We start from the raw sequence: 19962 nt of genomic DNA, 5'->3' as shown, positions 1-19962 counted from the left end.
TATGATGGCAGAACAACAAAAAGTAGAGAATCAAACAGAGGATCAGCAAACAAATAATGAAGGTACATCGAACGAGGAAACAGGTTCAAACGGCAGTCCTATTAAGCGTTCCATTGCGGGGGGATTAATTGGAGCAACGGTTGGTTATTTGGCTACACCTGAGAACGCAAAGAGAATTAAAGACAGCATCGACAGCGACAAGCTAAAGAGCAAAGGATCAGATTTCGGTCAGATGGCAAAAGAAAAATCGAAGCAAGCGGCAGATTCAATTAAGAATTCCGCTATGAGCTTATTCAACCACAACGATGACTCAAAAGATAACGATGATAATGAAGAAGAATCAAAAAATGAAGAAACAAATGAAGAAACAAATGAAGAAGAAAATGCAGCTTCTGAGAACTCTGACAGCACAGAAGAAAGTTCTAAAAATGAAGACTATGAAGCATTGAAAGAAGAAAATGAAAACCTTCATGACCGTCTAGGCAGACTAGAAGAAATGTTAACAAAATTAGCAGACGGTCAAAATGAGAATAAAGAAGAAAAGAATGAAGAAGAAAAAAATGATGAAGATTCAACTGATGAGGAAGACACAAAAGAAGAAGAGCCAGAAGAAGTAGAAAACACAGATGAAGAAGAGAAAGAAGAAGAGAAAGAAGAAGAAGACAAGGAAGACAAGTCTTCTAAGAACGATGATAGTAAGGATAAAGAAGAAGACTCAGACGAAGATGAAAAAGAGGAAGAGTCTGATGATGAATCGGATTCTGATGAAGAGGACAAAAAAGATTCATCGAAAAAAAATACAACAAGTAAAAAAGGAAACACAAGAAGAAAACGTACTTCTTCAAAAAAATCATCACAATCTAAATCTAAAAATAGTACAACCCTCTCAAGTGATGATGATACTTCGTCAAAATAAGTTGAGAAGGGAGATGGTCATATGAGTAACGCACAAGATAGTATACTAGAATACTTCGTGCACGCAGCGAATAAGCATGATTTTTCTTTAAATATTACGTTAAATGTCGGCGGAGCTATGGTTACCGGTACAATGATCTCAGCAAAAGAATACTTTTCGTTATTAAGTGAAAAGTTTGAAGGTGGAAATGATATTTCAAATCACCTAAGTGAGCAGTTAAAGCAAGCAGGGGAGTCTGCAAAAGGCGATGAAGAGACTCCTGCAAGCTTTATCCACTTAAATGAAGCGCAAGTTTATTGTGGAGATCGCGAGCCTACTCCTTCTGAGGGAGAAGTGTTGTGGAGAGGAAAATTAAGTGAAGTAGACGGTTTCTTTTTAGGGAAGATTTCTGCTGGGGAAACCACCTCAGATCAAGAAAAGGAAGGTCATGATTCTAGCAGCAATAAGCTGAACAATCGCTTAGACCAACTAGAAGAGAATATTAAAGGGTTATTCGGAAAAGAGAATGATGATAAAGATCAAGAAGAAAAAGAGCCTGAGGAAGATCCTGAGGAAGATGAAAGAATAGAAGAGGAAGAACAAGAGCAAGAAAGCACAGATCCTTCTAGTGAAGAAGGCGAAACAGATGAGGAATCTGGTGAAGAAAAAGAGGCAGAAGAAGAAACGGAAGAGAAAGAAGAAGAGAAAGAGAAAGAGGAAGATCTAGAAGAAGAGCCGGAACAAGAACAAGAAAAAGAAAAAGAAGAAAAGAAATCGGATCAGTCAAAGAATTCTTCGAGATCAAAACGTTCTTCTAACACAAAAAAAACTAGCAAAAGCTCTAAAAAAGAAGAGTAAAGTCGAAAAAGCATATAAGAGTTAACCATATCGACTTCCTTAGGCTGCACGGTGAGAGGAGATGGAAGGGTGAGGAATGATTTAGTTCTAAAGAAAGATCCCATTCTTGAATTTTTCGTGCAGGCAGCTAATAACCGAGGGTTTACGTTAGACCTTACGTTACAAATAGATGGTTGTCTTATAACAGGGACGTTGATGTCTGCAAAGGATTATTTTATGGACTTGAGTGAAGGATTTGAGGATAGCGATGATATAACTCAAGCTATATCTAAGCAGATGGCATCTGCAAGTGAAGAAGCAGGAAAAAGTGGAACAGAAGAGGCGAATTATATCCACTTAAAGCATGCTGACATTTATTATGGAGACAGCAATCCTATTCCACAATCAGGCGTTAGATTATGGAGAGGAAAGTTGAGTGAAGTGGATGGTTTCTTTCTAGGCAGGATTACTAATACCTCGTAGAAATAGGGTGCCCTAACAGGTTCCGCCTGAAAAGTATTAAATAATAAGAAAGAAGCTGCCCCTTAGGAGCAGCTTCTTTTACTAGTATCTTTAAGAGCTCAGGTAACCAGTTTTCTTAAGTAAATAAGTCGAGGCTTGCTTGAAAGAGCCATATATTTTGGCTTCTGGTTTCACTTTTTGTGCTACTAAGTTCTTTATAAGCGGTATTTGAAACCCTACATATATAGGCTCTGCGCCAATTAAAGACACTGTTTCTGAGATTGTTGCAATTTGATTGACCACTAGATCATGATCTTCAACTATCATAGCGCTGAAATCAAAAACGACGTACTCTATCCCCAGTTTGGCGCACTCCTTTAATAATTTTTGCTGCAACAGATCAAAGCGCTTGCTATCGTACGTTCCGATCAAGGGAACTAGCAGGGAGTCATCGACAGCCATAGGGAGGATGGGGGTACTTAACTGCTCTAACAGTGACATTTGCCTCTCATTTTCTTCCTCAGCAGCTGTTACATCATCCCAGGTAAGAATGTAGCCAACCTCTTCATTCTTCTCATTTTTAAGTCTTGTCACTTTTAGCAAGGCCGAATACTTCCCATAAAGCTTGATTTTTGTTTGATAAGGAAGATGGTGCGTTAATATATGTTGTTGGTGATTAAAGTTACGATGGAAAATTGATAAATTCTTTCCTAGTACATCATGTGAATTTGATATATGAATATCATCTTTTATTTCTTCTAGTAGTTGATGGGCAGAATTATTCATCCATACTAACTGAAAGTCATTATCTGCAATGAAGATATTTTCTCCAATAGAGTTTAGTACGGCAAGCGTTTCAGCTTGAGTGATGACATTAAACACAAGCATCTTTCTCCTCTTTTTAATTGTCATTTACGTTCATTCTTGTATTATAACAAATTAAGTAGAGAGGGTGGAACTATCTTTATTTACCAGTGAGTCAAATACTAGTGAAAACAAAATAGATCGAAAGTCACCTCTTTTAAAATGGTCATCATTTTCTTGTTTTACTATTCATTCCAAAGGGTAGAGAGTATTGGATATTAACCGTAAAAAAATGATTGCATGTTTAAGGGAGGACAATGAAATGAGTAATGAACGAGAAATGCAGAATAAAAAAGATCAACAGCTAGAATCATTTCGAGTTGAAGATGAAGGGAAAAAATTGACAACCAATCAAGGATTAAAAGTTTCTGAAGATGAATTTTCCCTTAAGGCTGGCGAACGTGGTCCAACTTTAATGGAAGACTTTCATTTCCGTGAAAAAATGACTCATTTTGACCATGAACGGATCCCTGAGAGGATTGTTCATGCCCGTGGATTTGCAGCACACGGTGAGTTCCAAGTATATGATTCTATGAAAGAGTTTACAAAGGCAAAGTTTTTGCAAGATCCATCTGTTAAAACACCTGTTTTTGTCCGCTTCTCTACAGTAGCAGGTTCAAAAGGTTCTGCTGAGACAGTTCGAGATGCTCGTGGATTTGCGACTAAATTTTATACTGAAGAAGGAAACTACGATTTAGTGGGTAATAATATTCCTGTTTTCTTTATCCAAGATGCAATTAAGTTTCCAGATTTAGTTCATGCCCTTAAGCCAGAACCGCATAATGAAATCCCACAAGCACAATCAGCTCATGATACATTTTGGGACTTCATTGCAAACAATCAGGAATCTGCCCATATGGTCATGTGGGCAATGTCAGACCGATCCATCCCCCGCAGCTTCCGGATGATGGAAGGCTTCGGAGTCCACACTTTCCGATTTGTTAATGAAGAAGGTAAAGCTCATTTTGTTAAGTTTCATTGGAAGCCGGTGCTTGGTATTCATTCGCTTGTGTGGGATGAAGCACAGAAAATTGCTGGTAAAGACCCCGATTTCCACCGTCGTGACTTATGGGAATCGATTGAAAATGGAGATTATCCTGAATATGAACTAGGTGTTCAGCTTATTAGCGAAGAGGATGAATTTAACTTCGACTTTGATGTACTCGATCCGACAAAGATATGGCCAGAAGAAGAAGTACCTGTGAAAATCATCGGGAAAATGACATTAAACCGTAATGTAGATAATGTATTTGCTGAAACGGAGCAAGTTGCCTTCCATCCAGGACATGTAGTACCGGGAATTGATTTTACAAATGATCCTCTCTTGCAAGGTAGATTGTTCTCCTATACGGATACACAGCTGATCCGCTTAGGAGGTCCTAACTTTCATGAGCTGCCGATTAATAGACCGGTATGTCCTTTCCATAATAACCAGCGAGATGGGTATGGGCGTCAAACGATTAATAAAGGACAGGTAAGTTATCATAAAAACTCTTTAGCAGCTAATACACCACAACCAGCATCTGAAGAAGAAGGAGGCTATGCTCATTATCAGGAGAAGGTAGAGGGGCGTAAAGTTCGTAAAAGAAGTGAAAGCTTTAAAGATCATTTCTCTCAAGCTAAATTATTCTGGAATAGTATGAGCGAGGTTGAAAAAAATCACATTATTGAAGCGTTCAGTTTTGAGCTCGGAAAAGTTCAAAGTAAGTCGGTTCAACAGCAAGTCGTGGAGATGTTTGCCCATGTAACATCGGATTTAGCAAAGCCGGTAGCTGAGGCGATTGGAGCGAATCTACCTCAATCTGAAGGTTCTAGTGTGACAAAATCTTCTCCGGCTCTTAGTCAGGAAAATACAATTAAAAAGCCTGATACTCGTAAAGTTGGGGTTATTATAGATAATGGATTTAACGGAGACGAAGTGAAGCAAGTTCTTAATGAGCTTCAGTCTAAAGGGATTCAAGCAGAGTTTATCAGTGATAAATTAGGCATTAAAAAATGCGCAGGAGGCAGCGAAATTGAAATTGATCACACCTTCCTGACTGGCGAATCTGTATTGTTCGATGCTTTATATGTAGTCGGTGGAAAGGAAGTTGATCCATCGTTTAAAGACGATGCTGTGTACTTTATTAAAGAAGCTTATGCTCACTTCAAGCCAATCGGGGCGACTCATGTAGGTATTAAGTGGCTAGAAGAACAAGAAATTGTAGAAAAAGAAGGAGTAGTAACTGGAACTGATATGAACATTTTCAGTCAAAACCTTACTGGAGCGGTTATGGAACACCGCCATTGGAACCGATAAACAAATGGTTGAATATGTATACAGAGAGGGGACATGTCCCCTCTCTTTTTTTGTCTTTTGTAAGAGGACATATTATTTCAGTATAAATATATACAAAGAAAGCTTTATCCATAAATCAAGGAAAAATATAGTAAATATATTTAGTGACACTAGATGATTGGCATTAAATACAGCACTTTACATTTAACTATAGTTTCTAAAAATAATAAAAAAATAAAATTTTCTGTTAATACTGTTTACAATCTTGTAATAGTGTAGTAATTTTGTATGTGTCAAAAAGACTATTTTAAGGGAGGATGTCATGATTAAAAGCAAATTTTTCAGAGCTGGTGTTTGTTCTATTGCTATGGCTTTGGCGCTTGTGGGTTGTGCAAGCGAACCAACATCTAATGGCGAAGCGACAGATGAGACTGGGCAAGGAGTAGAAGCAGAGGGAGGCGGTGATCTTGTAGTAGCGGTTTTATCGGATGCTACGTCACTTGATCCACATACGTCTAGTGATGTTCCAAGTGGGAATGTTCAGTCAAATATCTACCAAACACTCGTAAAGTACAACACCGACATGGAACTTGAGCCTTTGTTAGCAGAAGAATGGACGCCGGTTGAAGAGGACGTTTGGGAGTTTAAGCTTCGTGAAGATGTGTATTTCCATGATGGCAGTGAATTTAACGCTGAAGTCGTAAAGGCGAATGTTGAACGTATCTTGGATGAAACAACAGCATCTCCGCGTGCTATTCTTTTTGAAATTGTGGAAGAAATTAATGTAGTAGATGACCATACAATTCAGTTTAAAACAGAGCAGCCATTTGCTCCGCTTCCTGCTCATATGGCACATTATGCATCAAGTATGATCAGTAAAGAGGTTATTGACGGGGATAACGAAGCAGTAGAGAATGGAGAACAGCCTGGTACATATGTAAATGAAAACCCTATTGGAACTGGATTCTTTAAATTTGATAACTGGCAGCCTGGTGATCATCTCGTTCTAGATAATTTTGAAGATTATTGGGGTGAGAACGCTAAGGTAGATAAAGTAACATTCAGAGTGGTACCTGAAGACTTAACACGTATTGCTGAGCTTGAGACAGGATCAGCTCATATTATTGACCCTGTACAGCCAAGTGATTTAAGCCGTGTTGAAAATATGGCTGGAACTGAAGCTTATGTTCGAAATGCCGCAAGTATCACATATCTCGGCTTTAATATGGAGAAAGAACCGTTTGATAATAAATTAGTTAGACAAGCGATTGCGATGACGCTTGATAAAGAAGCAATGCTTAATGGTATTTTAGATGGTACAGGTGAAGCTGCTATTGGCCCAATCAATGATACGAACTTTGGATTTAGCGAAGAGGTAGATGCGATTGAGCGTGATGTTGAAGGGGCGAAAGAACTTCTAGCTGAAGCGGGTTATGAAAATGGATTTAATACAACAATCTGGACAAATGATAATCGTGAACGTATTGATATTGCTGAACTTACACAAGCAAGCTTAGCTGAAATTGGGATTGATGTTGATATTCAAGTGGTAGAGTGGGGGGCATACTTAGATGCTACTACTGCTGGTGAACATGATATGTTTATTCTAGGCTTATCTCTTGGTACAGGTGATGCTGATTATCCTATGCACATGTTATTCCACTCTGATAGTGTAGGCTCTGGTAATCGCGTATTTATGCAAGATGAAGCGTTTGATCAAATGTTATATGAGGCACGTATAGAACAAGATGAAGATACGAGACTTCAAATGTATGTAGAGGCAACAAACTACTTAAATGAGGAATCACCGATGGCTTTCTTATATCACCCATCTCATATTATGGGAGTAGGGGAAGGTGTTGAAGGGTTCTGGTCTGATGCATCTGGTGTATATCAGCTGCAAGATGTAACGATTCAAAAGAAGTAGTATAAAGTCAGCCAGGTGGGAAATGTTTCGCCTGGCTCTTTTTTGTGGAGCCTTTCTAATGATCTTAGTATAGTTTGTACCGCACTCATTTTTTTATAGCTCGATGGAGAGTACTAGCGTTCTGAGCTGGACTTGAAAGAAGAGGATATGACGTTTCTAGTAGTCTAATTGTGCCCAACAGAAGGATATTACTGGTAATTTTATAATCTATACAAAAATGTAAACAAGAAAACAAGATGTAAACTATGTGTATACAAAAATGTAAACATGTATACAAACAAGTACACATACTGTTTTAAAGCCATGCATACATAATGGTATACAAGTATACAAAAATGTAAACATGTATACTATTTGAATGCAACTATTGGGTGATTGACGGAAAGATGGTGCTGAGATACTCTTAAATAGAAATGGTAAAAGATAGATTTAGATCCATTATTCTATTTAGCCATTATTTTATATGGAAAGGTTTGATACATGTATGACGAAAAGTAGAATCGCAGCTATTGATGTTGGTAATGATTCAGTTAAAGCCTTATTTGGAAAAGCTGATTTTGAATTAAATATCCCAAATGTAATTGCTAGAGATACAGAGGATCGTCCTGTTATTGGAATTGAGGAATTAAATGATAAAGATCCTTTAGAAGGAATACATATCCGTGTCCATTCACCCGCATTAAATGATAATAATGCGATCTATCGTGTGGGGAATTTAGCGACAAAAAGCGACAATGCGACAGAGCTTGACCCAGGCAGCAGTAAATCTGAAGAAGATCAAACGCTTGTTATGCTTTTTGCTACATTAGCGCTTGATGCAGTTCGTGCGGAAAACGGCGAGCTGTTTAAAAAGTCTAATCAAGTAATAGATGCAAATTATACGTTAGGGACGGGCTTGCCGCTTCGTGAAGTAAAAGAAGGAAAAGATGTTGGATATCGTTCTCAGCTTCTAAGCTCTGTTCACCAAGTAGAGTTTTTAGTGACACCTAAATACCAAGGATTAAAAGTTAACATCCGCTTTGACCAAGTAAAAGTATATCCAGAAGGCTTTGCTGCCTACATTAACTTAGTGATGGATAAAGATTTAAATATTATTAATCGTGATCTAGTAGATAAGCGTATTTTAATTCAAGATATCGGCGGGCTTTCAACAGATATCGCTGTTATTAAAAACCGTAATGTTGATGATGATAAGGCTCAAGGCTTTAACCTTGGGGTGTCTGAATCTCTTGAGGCCATCCGTGAAGAAATTAGAACGAAACACGGTGTTGAGTTAGATACTCGCCGCGATGTAGTTGAGGTCATTACGAAAAAGCAAGACCGCAATCACATCATGGTTAAAGGAAGCCGTACGAGTGTTCATGACATTACAGACCGCATTTTATTTGAACTTGCGAAAAAGCAATACCGCCATCTTCGTAACGTATGGCAAAAGAATTCGCAAACAGAGATTTGCTACTTTGTAGGCGGCGGTGCGATGGTATTAAAAGAGTACTTGAAAACATTAAATAATAATTTAGACGGTTATAATATTGCGTTCTTTGAAGATGAGAAAGAGAGCATCTGGATGATGGCTAATGCATATTACAAGCTGATTGCTGATTTTGATCGTAAAAATAATCAAGTCGCAGCAGCGAAAGATCCTCAGTCTCATCAAGAGAAAAAAGCGGCTAAGAAATAATAGGTGCTATGATGAAAAAAAAGGGGTCAACAGGAATTGAAAGGGGGCAGGCGATTACTTTTCGCCTTCCTTCTGATACTCCTGATCATATTCTAAGGCAGCTTCAGAAGTTAAAAGAGACGGAGAGAAGAAACTTTTCAAGCAAGATGGCTGAATATGTATTAGAAGGGGTAAGCCATTCACTTTCACAAGACAGAGAAACGGTTACGATTCCTTTGCCTAAACAGTTAAGCAAGGAACAGCGAAATTGGCTTAAGCACTCTCATTCTGAAGCCTTGTTAGGGAGCATTGTTTATCAGCTGCTGGCTGATCCGATGCGTGCCACATCTGTTTTAGCGGCTCTCAATAGTTCTTCACTTGATATTGATGAGGCTCTTTATCTTCAAGAAATTGAGCTTTCTTCTTTTGATGATCAAAAAGAAGCTATAGAAGAAGTTGCAGCAACAGAAGAGGAGGAGCATACACCACCTCGCACATCAGATGATGAACTTATGAACTTTGACTGGAGCCAAATGAACAAAGAACAGGCAGCTACAGAAGAGTTAGAGGATACTGAAGAAGAGGATGCCGATGATTTGTTAGGTGATTTTCTTTCTAGAATGAATAAGTGAGTAGGACAGCTTACTTCTGATTTGTATCGGGGGGAGCTGTTTTTTTATGGTTTTGCCTTATTTGGGAATGATATAGATGAGGTGATTACCATGTATGATTGTGTCATTGTTGGAGGCGGAATTGCTGGTTTGCAAGCAGCTATTCAATTAGGAAGATACGAGCATCGTGTCCTTGTCATTGATAGCGATGGAGGCAGATCATTATTATGTAAAAGTTATCATAATATATTAGGTTACCCCGATGGTGTAAGTGGAGACTATTTACGATCAATTGGAAAAGAACATGCTGTACGATTAGGAGTCCAGTTTTTACAAGGGAAAGTTGATACCATAAATAAGCATAAAACTTATTTCACTCTTCAAACCGATCACAGAGAAGATATATTAGGAAAGCGAGTATTGCTTGCTACTGGAATTATGGACCGGTTTCCTAAACTTGAAGGGCTGCTCCCTTGTCTCGGGAAAAGCGTATATGTTTGCCCGGACTGTGATGGGTATGAAATTAAAGACATGAAAACTGTCATTATAGGGAGTGGCGATGTTGGAGCCAATATGGCCCTCACTCTTCTTTATTGGAGTAAGAACTTACTGTATATAAACCATGAAAAAAGGACAGTTTCTAAAGATTTGCTTAAACAACTCAAAGAAAAAGGCGTTGAATATATCCAAGAAGAGGTTTCAGCTTTGACGGAAGAGGATGGACTTCTTTTGGATGTGAGATTAAAGAACGGAAATGTGATAAAGGTAAATAAAGGGTTCATTGCGTTTGGCGGGAATGAGGTGCGTTCTGATTTGGCTCAGCAGCTAGGAGCTGAGAGGCTTTCTAACAAGCATATCGTAGTCGACCCTCGCTCTAAAATGACCTCAGTGGAGCATGTATGGGCAGCAGGCGATGTAGCTGCTCACTCAGAACAAGTGACGATTGCGATGGGAGAAGGGTCTCAGGCAGCCATATGGATTCATAAATCCCTATGCTAATAAATAAACACAATGGTCCAAAGGCCATTGTGTTTTATTTGCATTACGCTCGTAAATCTTCTAATAAATGAATCAGATAAATTAGTTCTTCCTCTTTTAATTCTTCGAGGGCATGCGTAAACTGCCTTAGTAATTCAACCATTTCAGGACTGATCGTTTCACTTGCTGATTCAATTATCATTCCTGTGACAGCTCCAACAAACGTCGACAGCTGAATGGCTGGATTTTTTGAGATGTTCAGCATATTAAGAGTAAGATGTTGTATGTTAGGACCTTGGTTATTTAAATAAACGAGAAGAACTCCTAAAAACTGAGCACATACCTCAATTTTATAAGGGGCATGGGGCATACGTTCTAGCAAGGGAGTGATTTGATTATCTAATGATTTCGTTTGATGGATAAAAGCCAGCACATTTTCTTTAATACCCATCCATTCTTCTTCGCTTGTGATATGAACTCTTTCTTTAAGAAACATATCCTTCGATTTTTCTGTAGGAACAAAAACGACAAGGGAACGTCCTGTTTCATTAGGATTGACTGAATATGTTTTCTCAAGGAATTGATGCTTTTCGAGCTCTTTTAAAATATCGTAGGCGGTCCATTTGCTGACACCAATCGTTTTAGCGATCTCGGAGTAATGGATCGGTTCATTTGTTTTAGCATAGATATGAACTAACTCCTCTAAAAATTGTTTTCGCCGGTTTGTCAGGCTCAATCGTCTACCTCCTAGTTTAAATAAACATTTACTTTGAGTTTTTTGGTCTTTTGGGTATATAGTAAATATATATATAAATAGTATAGCAATTAAAGATACTTTCTTATACTTTTTGGGTTTTTTGGGGCATAAAATGAGCTAAAAGAGGGGGGATATCATGCGTATATGCTATTACAGGTCGTATCAGGCTATTTATAAAATAATTTCTACCTTCCTGCCTTGGCGCTATCCTTCTTTACTAGAAGGAGAAGGCAGCTTAGATGAACTTCCTGCCATTATTAAAGATCAAAAGGTCGATTGTTTGTTAATCGTCACTGACCAGGGAATCATTTCAGCAGGCCTGCTGTATCCTTTTGTGGAACAAGTAAAGAGGCTTTCTATTGATGTGTGTATTTATGATAAGACCGTACCGAACCCGACCATTCAAAATATAGAAGAAGCATTGGAACTTTACCATTCCAATCGATGCATGGGGATTGTTGCATTTGGAGGTGGGTCTTCTATTGATTGTGCAAAAGGAGTAGCAGCACGGGTGGCTCGGCCGGATAAAAGGATTTCAGAAATGAGAGGTCAGTTAAAAGTGAAGAAAAAAACCCCTCTTTTGTTTGCTGTACCGACGACATCAGGGACCGGGAGCGAAGCGACATTAGCGGCTGTCATCTCTCACACAGAAACTCAGGAGAAGTATGCAGTTAATGATCCTGTTCTTATCCCTGATTATGCCGTGCTTGATCCTCTTTTGACTATAAAGCTCCCTGCTCATATAACGGCAGCTACGGGAATGGATGCATTGACGCATGCTGTTGAAGCATATATTGGCAGAAGCAATACGGAAGAAACGAAACAATGCAGTTTGCAATCAGTGAACCTCATTTTTAACCATTTACCAACAGCATATTCGGATGGACTGAATAAAGAAAGCCGTAAGTCTATGCAGAAGGCGTCTTATTTAGCAGGAGTGGCTTTTACCAGGGCATATGTCGGATATGTCCATGCTATTGCTCATACACTTAGCGCGTTTTACGGTGTACCTCATGGGCAAGCGAATGCGATCATTCTACCTCATGTTTTAGAGTACTATGGCTCATCAGTATATAAGCCATTAGCGGAGTTAGCTGATGCAGCGGAGATTTGTGCGTCGGAAGAATCGGATAAAGAGAAGGCCGTAAAGTTCATTAGATCAATTAAAGAACTTAATGCCGCTATGAATATTCCAGATAAAGTGAGCGATATCAAAGAAGAGGATATTCCTTTAATGGTAGAGAGGGCGCATAAGGAAGCGAACCCGCTCTATCCTGTACCGAAAATCTTGCTGAAAGATGATCTTACCCGTCTTTATCATTTAATTAAAGAGTAAAATAAAAAGAGGTATGAGCACTTATGCTGCTCTACCTCTTTTTTAATGGAAACGAAGATTGCACCCTCTATTTAACGAACAACTTCTGAAACAATTTCAAATGAGCGGAGTCGTGCTTTGTGATCATAAATTTGTGCATTTACCATCATTTCATCAGCTCCTGTTTCATCTAAGAAAGCTTGCAGCTGCTCTTGTACCATCTGCTTATTACCAATCACAGATGAACCTAGCTGCTGGTTAAGTGTTTGTTTTTCAAATGGTGTCCATAAGTCATCCATGCTATCAACTGGAGGCTGGAGCTGCGTTGGCTGATTACGAACGAGATTTAAAAATTGCTGCTGCATCGATGTCGATAAACGATGTGCCTCATCAGCGGTATCTGCCGCAATGACATTAACTCCTACCATCGCATATGGCTCATCTAGAACTTTTGATGGTTTGAAGTGATCACGATACACTTTTAATGCAGGCAATGTGTTATCAGGTGAAAAATGGCTGGCAAACGCAAATGGCAGGCCGAGTGTCCCTGCTAATTGCGCACTGAACCCGCTAGAGCCTAACAGCCAGATCGGAATATCAAGTCCTTCTCCAGGCACAGCACGAACGCGAAGCTCTTCAGTTGGCTGCAAGTATTCACGTAATTCGGCAAGCTGCTCTGGAAAGTCTTGGCCGTTGCTTCTGCGGTCACGTCTTAACGCATAAGCCGTCATTTGATCGGTCCCTGGTGCCCTGCCAAGGCCGAGATCGATTCTTCCGGGGAATAAAGACTCTAGTGTCCCAAACTGCTCTGCAATGACTAACGGGGCATGGTTTGGAAGCATAATCCCCCCGGAACCTACTCGAATGCTGTTTGTATGAGCGGCAACATGTCCGATGACTACTGACGTAGCAGAGCTGGCAATACCAGGCATATTATGATGCTCAGCCAGCCAATACCGCTCGTAACCCCATTTTTCAGCATGTTGAGCTAAGTCGACTGTATTTTTAAATGAATCACGAGGCGTTCCTCCTACAATAACCGGTGCAAGGTCAAGAACGGAAAATTTAATATCTTTCAGCGTTTTCGCTTTTTGATTTAATGACATCATCTCAACTCTTTTCATCAGATAGTACTTGGAAGGTACTGTGCACAACATAGTATGCGCGCGAATAGTTCAAAACTTCCATATACCTATTGTAACAACTATCTTTCGGGTAGCGTAATAAAACGACTTGGAAGATTGAAAAAGTGGTAAAGCCCCTGTCACTATTTAAACTGCTGCAAAAGATGTTCAACGAGATTGTTTAAGCAAAAAAGTAGGATATGAGCAATAGGTGTCGAATGAAAAGAGAAATAGATAAAGGAGTGGTACCTATGGCAACGATTGAAGACTTTTTAGAATTAGATATCCGAATTGGCACGATACAAGCAGCCGAACCGCTTGTAGGCGCTCGCGTGCCTGCCATTAAGCTTACAATTGATTTTGGAGAAGAGCTTGGTATAAAAGGTTCAAGCGCTCAAATTACTAAACGATACAACCCAGAAGAGTTGATAGGCAGGCAAGTGACAGCGGTTGTCAATTTTCCACCGAGAAGGGTAGCTGGATTTAAGTCAGAGGTACTTGTGTTAGGCGGTGTGCCTGAAGAAGGGGACGTGGTGCTGTTAAAGCCCGATACAAATTTACCAAATGGCACAAAAATCAGCTGAAAACCTCCCAATCAATGGGAGGTTTTATTTTTGGGCTGAATTATTTGTTTTAGAAAGCCTTTTATAGCAGGGAACCAGTCAAGCAGCAGCAGGGTAATCCCCACAAGTAGAGACAGGCCTGTCCAAAAGGAAATGCCTGTTGAAATAGAGGCATAGCCTCCATCAAAGTAGTTCGCTTCTGTTGAATTTAAGTTCATGACCATCAGCGCGGCTGTCATATGTTTGGAGGCATATAAAAAAGCAGATACCGCAATAAAAAAGCAGCCTAGTATTACTTTATTTGACATACACTTTAACCCCTCATCCAGTATTTACCTTAATGTTACTATGAAATGGCTGATCATGAATGAGAAATTAGGGCTAAACGTGAAGAAAACCTCGCAAAAGCGAGGTAATACTAGAGGCAGCACCCGGATTCGAACCGGGGATGAAGGTTTTGCAGACCTTTGCCTTACCGCTTGGCGATGCTGCCATAACTTTATACCTTAATCTATGCATTAGATTGGGGTTTAGAACCAATGAGTTAAAGTCAACCATATAAAGTCTAACCATAATGTTTGAAAAGCGAGTGATAGGGTATCTTAATTACATAAAAAGGAGGCGTTATCCTTGGGACGATTAATTAAACGTATTATCAAGTGGGCACCTATTATTTATCCGATCGTAAGAAAGTTTTTAAATAAACGCAAACAGCAAAAGCATACAAATCCAGGCTCCCCTAGATCCTAGAAATTAAGTCGGTCTCACAAGCGTGAACCGGCTTTTTTCATCTGGATTCATAACTTCTTCATGTTTAAACTCTCCGTATGAATCATTCTTTAGCCTCCCTAAAAAAAACATATTTCGCTTATAGGAAAAATTAGTTAGAATAAACAGAAAGAAGTCTGCTTTTAGGTCGATATAAAAGAAAAGGTCTAATCGAATCATGTTATAGACATCTGCGCAATTCTGCTAGAAAGAGGTGATTTGATGAATGAGAGCATTGGAAATAAGACGATTCAATTAAGACAAATCATAAAAACGTTAGAAGAGCTTCATGATATTGTATTTTTGATGGAGTACGTAGAAGGACGTTTTAAATATGCTTATTTCAGTCACGGAGCACTAGAATATGCTTCTTTAACCGAAGACTGCCTAGGGAAATATATAGATGATGTGTACCCTGCTTATATCGCAGAACACCTCCAACAAATGTATCTTGAAGCGATTCATAAAAGAAAACCTGTAACCTATAAGGATAAAATGAATGTTGAATCGATGAATCAAATGGGTAAGTCAGTGATCACACCGATCGTAGAAGAAGATGGTTTCATTAACTATTTATTATGTTTCACAGAAAAGCTGACTCATGATGACTTTTTTGACTCGCTGACCGGACTGCCGAGCATTAAGGGTTTAAAAGAAAAGCTTGAGAGCAAAGTGAAAAATGCATCAGATAAGCAGCTAGCTGTATGCTATTTGAAAATTAATCAATTTGAGCGGATTGTGGACTTGATTGGCCATGAATCGATGGATGAATTTACGGTTGAAATGACAAATCGTATGCTGCGTGTCCTGCAATTTGAAGAAAGCGGATTGGCTCGGGTTGCTGGAGATGAATATATTTTTTATGTAGTGTCTGATAAGGAAATTTGTCAGGTAGCTGCTGAGATTCAACGCCAGCTTCAGGCGCCGTATTTAATTGATGAAATGAATTTATCGGTACAGTCCGTCATGGGGATCGCCTACAAGCGTAACGAGGAATTGCCAATTGAACATTTAATTAACCAATCGTATCACGCTATGTTTCAAGCGAAGCAAAAAGGCGGACAAGCTATTACGGTCTTTAATTTTAATAAGCATACGAACGAAGTGATGAATAAGCCTATTCTAGAACGTGAGCTCCGTAAAGCAATTTCTAGAAAAGAATTGACTCTTTATTTTCAGCCAATTGTTCATGTGGAAACGTCAACGGTTCATTTCGAGGCACTTCTTAGGTGGTTTAGTCCAAAGCTAGGCACGATTCCGCCTGATGTATTTATACTCGTTGCAGAAGACAGAGACTTCATCCAGCTGATCGATGAGTGGGTCATTGAAAAAGCGTGTGAGTTCCTGCGATCATTAAACGATCCTAAAGCAAAGGTGGCTGTTAATTTATCTCCTAAAACATTAGCCGCACCGTCTATCGAAAGCCGCTTAATTGAAGGGATATCGGAATATGGAATTTCTGCAGAGCAGATTGAATTAGAAATAACAGAGCATTCCTTATTAAAAAATGAGCAAGCGATTATTCATAAGTTATCACGCTTAAAAGAGGTAGGTTTTAGTGTAGCAATTGATGATTTCGGTGTCAGTAATGCTTCATTGAACTATTTACGTCTGCTTCCGGTCGATAAAATTAAAATCGATAAAGTCTTTATTCATAATATCGAAAACGAGACGAAAGAATATCATATTGTCCATTCGATTATTTCGCTTGCTAGAAAACTTGGACTGCGTGTCACTGCAGAGGGTGTGGAAACAAGCGAGCAGGCAGAAATGCTTTTAGAATCTAAATGTGATGAGCTGCAAGGGTACTATTTTTCAAAACCTGTAGATGAGCATTCATTACCAGAAGCAGTTAAAGAGCTTCAAGGCCGGCTTAAAGTATTAGTTAACCAGTAAAATAAGCTCGATCTGAGTTACAGCCTCAGATCGAGCTTATTTTTTATTACATATTAACAGGGTGATCTTCTTTTAAGACAAGAATGACTTTACCTTGGTCTAGTTTGTTCTCTAAATTTTCTGCTTCTGCTTCAGTGAAGCCAAGCTCTGAAAATTTAGCACGCAGTTCATCGCCCTTTTTGCGGAACACATTCTTAATGGAGGTACCAAGACCTACTTCGCTCGCTCCAACTGTATTGGCATCTGCATTATCTGCAATGCGGTCTGTACGATCATCATCATGAGTGATGACATACATTGTTGCTGGGTCTACTCCTCTAGCCTTCAATGTTTCAATTTCACGTACAACTTCTTCGTCATTTTGGAACTCTTTATAGTTTGGTTTCATCGTTATCGCCTCCTTGGTAAAAATGTACCCGCCACTGATATTTTAAAACCTGGGAGGGGTTTTTTGTAAGGTTAAAAAGAAGAGAGGAGGGTCACGAGGCAAGTAATATCAAAGGTTCGCTTGTAATTTGTGAAATTATGAAAAGAAGTTATCATCCAATACCTTGTGCATTGATTGTCCAAAAGGTGTTTAAGAAACGTACAAAATAGGAAAAGCTTTTGTAGGTACTTTTCATATAAGGAGGCAAAAGGATGGATCCACATAAATTATATATAGCAGGGGAGTTTATTGATTCAACGTCAAAGGAATTTATAGATGTCGTTAATCCTTCTACAGAAGAAGTGATTTCAAGGATTGCAAACGGTACTGAAGAGGATGCAAACAAGGCAATTGATGCCGCGTATGATGCGTTGCAATCATGGAAGACGGTTCCTTCAAATGAAAGAGGAAAAGTTGTCCGAGAGTTAGGGGATGCCCTTAAAGAAGAAAGAGAAACATTTATACGTCTTCTAATCGAAGAGCAAGGTAAGAGTTATGACCTTGCAGTGGGCGAAGTCGATATGGCAATTGATTATTTTTATTATATGTCTGAATGGTCGAGAAAAATCGAAGGTGAAATCGTTCCAAGTGATCAGACGAATGAACAAATTTTCATACACAAAAAGCCGATTGGTGTAATTGCAGGAATTGTGCCATGGAATTTCCCAGTGTTTATTTTGGCTAGAAAAGTAGCCACTGCGTTAATTGCAGGCTGTACGATTGTGCTTAAGCCGAGTCAGCAGACTCCAAATACAGCAGCGAAATTTAATGAGCTTGTTCACCGTTCTTCCTTGCCAAAAGGGGTTTATAATTTTGTGACGGGTAAAGGCTCCGAAATTGGCAACGTCATGGCATCACACCCTAAAGTAGGGATGGTGACGATGACTGGTGGCATTAAAGCGGGAACGAAAGTAATGGAGGCCGCTGCCCAGCAGATTACAAAGGTTAATTTAGAATTAGGCGGGAAGGCACCAGCAATCGTTACAAAGCATGCTGATCTCGATCTGGCTGTGAAAAGCATTAAAACGTCACGCCTGACAAACTCAGGGCAGGCTTGTACAAATGCTGAGAGAGTATATGTTCATGAGGATGTAGCAGATGAATTTCTACTGAAAATGGTTGATGTGATGAAAGCTGCAACGTATGGCAATCCGCTAGAAGATAAAAAGGCGGATATAGGGCCATTAATTAGCAAAGATCATTTAGAGGGCATTTATGATATGGTGAAAGAAGCCGTGAAAGACGGGGCTACGATTCTTGTCGGAGGACAGCCAGCTGAAGTAGAAAAAGGCTTTTTCTTTGAGCCTACCTTGTTAAAAGACGTGAAGCATGATTCGGCGATTATGAAAGAAGAAATTTTCGGGCCCGTTCTTCCGGTCACAACTTATCGTGATTTTGATGAAGTGATTGAAATGGCGAATGATTCCGAGTACGGGTTATCGTCTTCTATTTACAGTGAAAATTATCATGAAGTGATGCGTGCCACTGCTCTCTTGGAATATGGCGAGACATTTGTTAACCGTGAGAATTTTGAAGCGATACAAGGGTACCATGCTGGCATGAGAAAATCAGGGCTCGGCGGTGCTGATGGAAAACACGGCTTAGAAGATTATTTAGTTACACATGTTGTGTATATGCAATATAAAGAAGATTAAGAGGAGGAGGGTTGACCTGCATAATGGTCAGCCCTCTTTGCAGGTGTTAAACAGAATCTTTCTTACATACATAGATCAATTGCTTGCTCTTTGCATGCATTGGTGTCTTATTCCAATCGCTATAAGCGTGTAAAATGGTAAATCCATGTCCTTCTAGGAGCCGTTTCATTTCTTGTGGGAGAACATAGCGAAGGCGGATCGTTTCTTTCTCTTTTTGTACCTTTTCCCCATCTATTTTTATCACTTGTGATACGCATTCTAGCACTTGCTCTAGGGGGTGATAAATGTCTTCATAAACCTCTGTGACCTTTCTGCCAAGATGATCTGTGAAGGATGCCTCATACGGTTTCACCCCTAAAATATCTTCTTTTTCTAGAAAACGAGTACCGAACAAGAAAATTCCTTCCTCCTCAAGGTGCGCATGAATCCCGCTTAAGAGGGCATCCTGCTCTTCATTGGTTAAGAAATGTTGAAAGGCATTACCAACTAGAAAAAGAAAGGGACTCTTTACTGTGAGATCTAGTTTTGTTGCATCCTGCAGGTGGAAATCTACTTTGACATTTTTGGATTCTGCTTTCTTCCTAGCGCGGTCTAACATTCCTTGGTGAATATCGACCCCAATGATGTGATGGCCTCGTTCTGCTAGATATACCGCACTTCTTCCCGTGCCGCATGCAAGGTCAATAATCGGACCGTGACATTGATCAGCGTATTCTTCTATGAGAGATAAGTCTTTTGTGTACGTATCATTTTGAGCGTCATAAAGCAGAGGGTCATGGTATTTTTCAAGATTAGTTAATTTCAAACGGTTCACTCCTAAATCTGTTATTAGAAAATTCTAACACATTTGGTTGCAGCGGGGTACATTTAGTTCTATTTAGAATAATGATATAATCACCCTACAGAATAAGAACGTGCAACCCCGTGCGTAGCATGCGGGAAAAT

19 protein-coding genes and 1 tRNA gene are annotated in these 19962 nt (G+C 39.4%); 13 read left to right on the top strand and 7 right to left on the bottom strand.

The features are described from left to right. Window position 1: 1 nt before the first annotated feature. The 3 genes from gvpT (at window position 2) to gvpU (PQ478_RS20835) (ending at window position 2215) form a co-directional block, all read left to right on the top strand. The gene (gene gvpT, locus PQ478_RS20845; RefSeq protein WP_289235463.1) at window positions 2-916 is read left to right on the top strand and encodes a YtxH domain-containing protein; all 915 of its coding nucleotides are present in this window, start codon (window positions 2-4) and stop codon (window positions 914-916) included. 21 nt (window positions 917-937) lie between these two features. After that, window positions 938-1753, top strand: coding sequence for a gas vesicle accessory protein GvpU (gene gvpU, locus PQ478_RS20840; RefSeq protein WP_289235462.1), 816 nt, complete (start codon window positions 938-940; stop codon window positions 1751-1753). A 69-nt stretch (window positions 1754-1822) separates the two neighbouring features. Next, window positions 1823-2215 carry a gas vesicle accessory protein GvpU gene (gvpU, locus tag PQ478_RS20835; protein ID WP_075681679.1) on the top strand — a complete coding sequence of 131 codons (393 nt, stop codon included), beginning with the start codon at window positions 1823-1825 and terminating at the stop codon, window positions 2213-2215. Window positions 2216-2305: 90 nt separating this feature from the next. On the opposite strand, the gene PQ478_RS20830 is transcribed toward gvpU (PQ478_RS20835), so the two are convergent. Then, window positions 2306-3076: a hypothetical protein gene (locus PQ478_RS20830; protein WP_289235461.1), complete on the bottom strand. Its 771-nt coding sequence runs from the start codon at window positions 3074-3076 to the stop codon at window positions 2306-2308. A 244-nt stretch (window positions 3077-3320) separates the two neighbouring features. Between PQ478_RS20830 and PQ478_RS20825 the strand changes: the two genes are divergently transcribed. The 5 genes from PQ478_RS20825 to PQ478_RS20805 all read left to right on the top strand — a co-directional run bounded on the left by PQ478_RS20825 (window position 3321) and on the right by PQ478_RS20805 (window position 10533). Then, complete coding sequence (locus PQ478_RS20825; protein ID WP_075681683.1) at window positions 3321-5357, top strand: catalase; 2037 nt, start codon at window positions 3321-3323, stop codon at window positions 5355-5357. 301 nt (window positions 5358-5658) lie between these two features. Further along, complete coding sequence (locus tag PQ478_RS20820; RefSeq protein WP_289235460.1) at window positions 5659-7263, top strand: glutathione ABC transporter substrate-binding protein; 1605 nt, start codon at window positions 5659-5661, stop codon at window positions 7261-7263. A 484-nt stretch (window positions 7264-7747) separates the two neighbouring features. Continuing rightward, window positions 7748-8944: a ParM/StbA family protein gene (locus PQ478_RS20815; protein WP_012960849.1), complete on the top strand. Its 1197-nt coding sequence runs from the start codon at window positions 7748-7750 to the stop codon at window positions 8942-8944. A gap of 11 nt (window positions 8945-8955) precedes the next feature. After that, the gene (locus PQ478_RS20810) at window positions 8956-9555 is read left to right on the top strand and encodes a hypothetical protein (protein WP_012960848.1); all 600 of its coding nucleotides are present in this window, start codon (window positions 8956-8958) and stop codon (window positions 9553-9555) included. 90 nt (window positions 9556-9645) lie between these two features. Further along, window positions 9646-10533, top strand: a complete 888-nt coding sequence (locus tag PQ478_RS20805; RefSeq protein WP_289235459.1) for an NAD(P)/FAD-dependent oxidoreductase — start codon at window positions 9646-9648, stop codon at window positions 10531-10533. 43 nt (window positions 10534-10576) lie between these two features. Here the strand turns inward: PQ478_RS20805 and PQ478_RS20800 are convergent, their stop codons facing one another. Continuing rightward, entirely contained in the window at window positions 10577-11248 is a 672-nt protein-coding gene (locus PQ478_RS20800; protein ID WP_012960846.1) for an Lrp/AsnC family transcriptional regulator, read from the bottom strand. Between the two features lie 157 nt (window positions 11249-11405). Between PQ478_RS20800 and PQ478_RS20795 the strand changes: the two genes are divergently transcribed. After that, on the top strand, window positions 11406-12605 hold the full coding sequence (locus PQ478_RS20795) for an iron-containing alcohol dehydrogenase (RefSeq protein WP_289235458.1): 1200 nt from the start codon (window positions 11406-11408) through the stop codon (window positions 12603-12605). Window positions 12606-12676: 71 nt separating this feature from the next. Here the strand turns inward: PQ478_RS20795 and PQ478_RS20790 are convergent, their stop codons facing one another. Beyond that, a complete protein-coding gene (locus PQ478_RS20790) occupies window positions 12677-13690 on the bottom strand; it encodes an LLM class flavin-dependent oxidoreductase (protein ID WP_289237017.1) in 1014 nt (337 codons plus the stop codon). 269 nt (window positions 13691-13959) lie between these two features. On the opposite strand from PQ478_RS20790, the gene csaA reads away from it, so the two are divergent. After that, on the top strand, window positions 13960-14292 hold the full coding sequence (gene csaA, locus PQ478_RS20785; protein ID WP_012960843.1) for a chaperone CsaA: 333 nt from the start codon (window positions 13960-13962) through the stop codon (window positions 14290-14292). 11 nt (window positions 14293-14303) lie between these two features. Here the strand turns inward: csaA and PQ478_RS20780 are convergent, their stop codons facing one another. Further along, window positions 14304-14579, bottom strand: a complete 276-nt coding sequence (locus PQ478_RS20780; RefSeq protein ID WP_289235457.1) for a hypothetical protein — start codon at window positions 14577-14579, stop codon at window positions 14304-14306. A gap of 114 nt (window positions 14580-14693) precedes the next feature. After that, window positions 14694-14764 (bottom strand) — tRNA-Cys (locus tag PQ478_RS20775). 137 nt (window positions 14765-14901) lie between these two features. On the opposite strand from PQ478_RS20775, the gene yxzF reads away from it, so the two are divergent. Beyond that, a complete protein-coding gene (yxzF, locus tag PQ478_RS22015; RefSeq protein WP_012960841.1) occupies window positions 14902-15021 on the top strand; it encodes a small protein YxzF in 120 nt (39 codons plus the stop codon). Window positions 15022-15261: 240 nt separating this feature from the next. Next, entirely contained in the window at window positions 15262-16935 is a 1674-nt protein-coding gene (locus PQ478_RS20765) for a putative bifunctional diguanylate cyclase/phosphodiesterase (RefSeq protein WP_289235456.1), read from the top strand. A 46-nt stretch (window positions 16936-16981) separates the two neighbouring features. Here the strand turns inward: PQ478_RS20765 and PQ478_RS20760 are convergent, their stop codons facing one another. Continuing rightward, entirely contained in the window at window positions 16982-17323 is a 342-nt protein-coding gene (locus tag PQ478_RS20760; RefSeq protein WP_289235455.1) for a YflT domain-containing protein, read from the bottom strand. 251 nt (window positions 17324-17574) lie between these two features. On the opposite strand from PQ478_RS20760, the gene aldA reads away from it, so the two are divergent. After that, the gene (gene aldA, locus PQ478_RS20755; RefSeq protein ID WP_289235454.1) at window positions 17575-19017 is read left to right on the top strand and encodes an aldehyde dehydrogenase; all 1443 of its coding nucleotides are present in this window, start codon (window positions 17575-17577) and stop codon (window positions 19015-19017) included. A gap of 46 nt (window positions 19018-19063) precedes the next feature. Here aldA and PQ478_RS20750 read toward each other — a convergent pair whose 3' ends face one another. Beyond that, window positions 19064-19822, bottom strand: coding sequence for a class I SAM-dependent methyltransferase (locus tag PQ478_RS20750; RefSeq protein ID WP_289235453.1), 759 nt, complete (start codon window positions 19820-19822; stop codon window positions 19064-19066). Between the last annotated feature and the right edge of the window lie 140 nt (window positions 19823-19962).

Origin of the sequence: Alkalihalophilus pseudofirmus, from assembly GCF_029094545.1 — a bacterium.
Taxonomy (GTDB): domain Bacteria; phylum Bacillota; class Bacilli; order Bacillales; family Bacillaceae_D; genus Alkalihalophilus; species Alkalihalophilus pseudofirmus.
Note: the sequence above shows the minus strand (reverse complement) of the source record. Positions and strands in the feature narration are given on the sequence as shown.